Origin of the sequence: Yoonia sp., from assembly GCF_014859355.1 — a bacterium.
Classification (GTDB): Bacteria; Pseudomonadota; Alphaproteobacteria; order Rhodobacterales; family Rhodobacteraceae; genus Yoonia.
Window position 1 is genome coordinate 1 of sequence record NZ_JACUUJ010000073.1, and the last position, 4535, is coordinate 4535.

Annotated in this window: 5 protein-coding genes; 3 read left to right on the top strand and 2 right to left on the bottom strand. The window is 60.1% G+C overall.

Features of this window, described 5'->3' with window-relative positions; genetic code table 11:
- Positions 1–225, top strand: a 225-nt coding sequence (locus IBX59_RS14675) for a PfkB family carbohydrate kinase (RefSeq protein ID WP_296376895.1), incomplete at its 5' end; no start/stop codon positions are given.
- 14 nt (positions 226–239) lie between these two features.
- Positions 240–2021, top strand: coding sequence for an IlvD/Edd family dehydratase (locus IBX59_RS14680; RefSeq protein ID WP_296376897.1), 1782 nt, complete (start codon positions 240–242; stop codon positions 2019–2021).
- Between the two features lie 133 nt (positions 2022–2154).
- Here the strand turns inward: IBX59_RS14680 and IBX59_RS14685 are convergent, their stop codons facing one another.
- Positions 2155–2760 (bottom strand): VPLPA-CTERM sorting domain-containing protein, encoded by a 606-nt coding sequence (locus IBX59_RS14685; protein ID WP_296376898.1) that lies wholly within the window; start codon positions 2758–2760, stop codon positions 2155–2157.
- A 558-nt stretch (positions 2761–3318) separates the two neighbouring features.
- On the opposite strand from IBX59_RS14685, the gene IBX59_RS14690 reads away from it, so the two are divergent.
- On the top strand, positions 3319–4050 hold the full coding sequence (locus IBX59_RS14690) for a VPLPA-CTERM sorting domain-containing protein (RefSeq protein WP_296376901.1): 732 nt from the start codon (positions 3319–3321) through the stop codon (positions 4048–4050).
- A gap of 349 nt (positions 4051–4399) precedes the next feature.
- On the opposite strand, the gene IBX59_RS14695 is transcribed toward IBX59_RS14690, so the two are convergent.
- Positions 4400–4525 carry a type II toxin-antitoxin system CcdA family antitoxin gene (locus IBX59_RS14695; protein WP_296376903.1) on the bottom strand — a complete coding sequence of 42 codons (126 nt, stop codon included), beginning with the start codon at positions 4523–4525 and terminating at the stop codon, positions 4400–4402.
- Between the last annotated feature and the right edge of the window lie 10 nt (positions 4526–4535).

Here is a 4535-nt window from a genome sequence, read left to right on the forward strand (position 1 = left end):
GGCCCCGCACCCGTGGTTGTAAAAACCGCGCAGGGGGTGCAGACATATGACACCCCACCGCTGAACGGTCCGCTGATCGATTCCACCGCGGCGGGCGACTCGTTCAACGCCGGATTTCTGGCAGAGTATCTTTGCAACCGCGATCCGGGCAGGGGGGTGCGCGCAGGCCATGACCTTGCCGCGCGTGTTGTTCAGGGCCGGGGGGCGCTTGTTGCGCTAACGTAGGAAAAGGAAACTGCATGTCTGACACACGCGCGCACCGCAAGTATCGCTCTCAGGAATGGTTCGACAACCCGAACAATCCGGGCATGACCGCACTCTACCTGGAACGCTATCTGAATCAGGAATACACCCGCGCCGAATTACAGGGCGAACGCCCGGTGATCGGGATTGCGCAGACCGGCAGCGACCTTGCGCCCTGCAACAAGATCCATGTCTTTCTGGTGGACCGCATCAAGGCAGGCATCCGCGATGCCGGCGGGATCCCGATGGAATTTCCCGCCCATCCGATTCAGGAAACCGGCAAACGGCCCACCGCGGCGCTGGATCGCAATCTGGCCTATCTGTCGCTGGTCGAAGTGCTGCACGGCTATCCGCTTGACGGTGTCGTGCTGACGACAGGCTGCGACAAGACGACGCCCGCGATGCTGATGGGGGCCGCCACCGTCGATCTGCCCGCGATCGCGCTGAATGGCGGGCCGATGCTGGATGGCTGGTGGAAGGGCCAGCGCACAGGATCGGGCACGATCATCTGGGAAAGCCGCCGCATGATGGCCGAAGGCAAGATCGACTATGATGAATTCATGGAACGGGTCTGTTCCTCGGCCCCGTCGCTTGGCCATTGCAACACGATGGGCACAGCCAGCACGATGAACGCCATGGCCGAAGCCTTGGGCATGACGCTGCCCGGTTCCTCGGCTATCCCGGCGCCGTTCCGCGAACGCATGGCGATGGCCTATGAAACGGGTCGGCGGATTGTGGCGATGGTCGAGGAAGACCTCAAACCATCCGATATCCTGACGCGCAAGGCATTTGAAAACGCGATCAAGGTCAATTCCGCGATTGGCGGCTCGACCAATGCGCCGCCGCATTTGCAGGCGATTGCGCGCCATGCCGGCGTTGACCTGCATGTAAGCGACTGGCAGACACACGGCTTTGACGTGCCGCTTTTGGTCAATATGCAGCCTGCCGGCGCTTATTTGGGCGAAAGTTTCTTTCGCGCGGGCGGCGTGCCTGCGGTGATGGGGGAACTCTTGAAAGCGGGGCTGTTGCACGCGGATGCCATGACCGCCAGCGGGGCCACGATGGGGGCCAATCTGGACGGCTGGGAAAGCCGCGATGTGGATGTGATCCGCACTGTTGCCGCCCCGCTGCGCGAAAAGGCGGGTTTCAAGGTGCTGTCGGGCAATCTGTTCGATAGCGCGCTGATGAAGACCAGCGTGATTTCCGACGATTTCCGCGCGCGGTTCCTGTCGCGCCCCGGTCACGAAGGCATCTACGAGGCGCGCGCCGTGGTGTTCGAAGGGCCAGAAGATTATCATGATCGCATCAACGACCCCGCGCTTGGGATTGACGCGGAAACGATCCTGTTCATCCGCAATGTGGGCTGCGTCGGCTATCCCGGTTCGGCCGAAGTGGTAAACATGCAGCCGCCCGATGCGCTGCTCAAGGCGGGCGTGAACCACCTGCCCACGGTGGGCGACGGGCGGCAATCGGGCACATCAGAAAGCCCTTCGATCCTGAATGCATCGCCCGAGGCTGTCGTGGGCGGGGGCCTTGCGTTGCTGCAAACCGGCGACCGGGTGCGGCTGGATCTGAACGCGGGTCGCATGGATGCGCTGGTTGACGCGCCCGAATGGCAGGCCCGCAGCAAAGCCTGGAGTGCGCCCAGGATCCACCATCAGACGCCATGGCAGGAAATCTACCGCACCCATGTGGGCCAATTGGCCGAGGGCGGCTGTCTGGAACTGGCGACCGCCTATCAGCGCATCCGCCACGACCTGCCGCGCGATAATCACTGATCGGCACCGGACCTGTCGCGGATTTGTGCCGCCGCGCATGCGCATTCAGGCCCCCCGGCCGTGCCGCCAAAAAGATAAAGCCGCCCCTGCATGCAAGCGGGGCGGCTTTGCCGATCTGTTTTGATCGGAACGCTTAGTTGTGCTGTGCCTTGCGCCGGCGGCGCGATGCAACGCCCAAACCACCGATCCCCATCAACAAGAGCCAGCCAGCGGCAGGCAGGGGGATGACAGAAGGTGAGCCATACATGGTCAGATGTGAAATCTCAGGGTTTTTCGGATCGTCTTGGTTCCCGACAAAGATCGAGAACGTGTTCCCGGCCCCATCTGTGCCAAGATCGGTATCAATCAGATAGGCTGTGAAAAAACTGCCTGCTTTGACGATGGCCATCACGGGGTTGTAACCCATCCAGTCAGTGATTTCCCACGTAAATGTGGTCCCGGCAGTCAAGGTCAGGGTGGTGCCGTTCTGCGTATTTGAAGTTTCCCCACCCTCAATATCGACCTTGACCAATTCGGTCCAGTCGGTTCCACCAAACAGGCCAGACAGATCCTGGTTGCTGTCGTTGCCTTCGAAGGCACCTGCGCAGTCCTCGGAATTGTTGCCATTGATGGTGAATTGGTCGACTGAGCAACTTGGCGCGTAGGGCGCAAGGGTCAGCGCACTGGCCGATTGGGCGCCCAGCGTCAGGGCCGCGGCAAAGGCGGCGGTGGTGGCTATTGTTTTGATCTTATGCTTCATCGCTTTTCTCCATCACTTGAAATACGCGCAGTGATACGCTTGAAATTATGGCCGCTGCTGGTATCGCGGGGCAAATAAAACGGGCAACAGCAGCGTTGCCCCAATCATGCCACATTTTCACCGTGATTTCAAAATTCATTACGCATCTGCAGTGAAAATACACGTTATACGGGCACAAATTTCTGATCACACCGCCCAAAGCCTATACACGCGCCAATTTTATGAATGACGCGTGAACCGGGCCATGAACGCAAAGTGAACCCTGCATGAACGGGCGTCATCCGCCCCGCATCCCCGGCAAACAAATGCCCCGAAAGCAGGGGGGTGATTCGCATTTTGCGGGCAGCTTTTGGCTGTGACAGGTCAGTGGCGGCGCGCGGCGCTGGCGTAACGCGCGGCCAGACAGGATAAGTGTTTCTTTTAACGCAACAATGGTGCGAATTTTAACACTTTATTCATGGATTTAAGGTATCACCAAAGCAATCCGGCAAATCAGCCGCCCTCCCTATGCAGGCCGCGAAAAATGTGGCAAAAGATGGGCCAGAACAGGATTTTTTAATGAGTAACCCAATGCCGGTATGCAAATCAGGGCTTTCTTTTCTCGCAGGGGCGATGGCCTTGTCGTTTCTGGCCACAGCAGCCACTGCAACCCCGATCAGTCTGGTCGATAACAACGCCGATGTGCCCGACAAAAGCGATTGGACGATTGCCACGATCGTCGCCGTGCCAAGCCGCCTTGCCCATCCTGGTCATCTGCCGCGCGGCTTTTATATCTTTGACAGCACCCGTGCCGACAGCGGCGCAGAAAACCGGCTGGCCGGATGCAAGGACCGTGTCACGCATTCGGCTGCGGCGCGGGCTGATCGCGTCACGCATAATCCGCTGGGCCACAGCTTTCGGCTGAACGCACTGGAAACCACGCGCGCGCGCGCCACCTTTGACGCAACAGGCGATGGCTGGGGCGTGGTGAACAGCCAAGGCACCACAATCGGGCAAGTGATTGCTTGCGACGCTGTCTATGATGATGGCGGGACGGCGGGGGGTGTCTTGCGCGCCGCAGCAAATCCGCAGGTTGTTGCACGGGCGGCACGCCTTGGGACCGGCGGGGCAGGTTTACCGGCGGGCAGGGGGTCTTTTGCCCTGTTGCCGGAAGGGGCACAGGACGACATGCCGGTGTTTCAGGAACCCGTGGTGATGCCGTCGCCCGTGCCGGTCCCGGCGGCGGGTGGCCTGCTGCTTGCCGCGCTTGGCGGTCTGGGCTTTGCCGCACGGCGGCGCAAACCCGTTTGATCACGGGGCGTTGCGGGATCGTGGCAGCGCATTTTCAGGCTGGAAATCTGGCGATATCAGCCTGTTGAACCGCACTTGGTATGCCCTCTGCACAGTTTATTTAACATAATCTTCATTATCGGTGTTATGTCTGTAGCCGCAACGCGATAATGTCACCCCTGAGCAAAGCAGAAGTGTCACTCACCCCAAAAGACTGAGGGAGATCGGGCATGGGATGGGTGATGATAAGCGAGCGCGAGAGAAACCACAGGGTTCAGATATTTTGCAGGTGGTGGGCTTTTGTCCAGCGGCACCAATGGGGCCACCACGCGCCCGCCACCGGGCAGTTCATGCACGCCGAACCGCGCCATCAGAATTGCCGGTATTTGGCAAGCGGCAGCCCGTTTTCGGCAATCCACGCGTTATAGCCTGTCAGCGCTGCGCAGTTTTTCTCCAGCCATTGGGCCGCTTTCTTGCGGCGCACGGCATCGCGCAGGCTGGCCTCG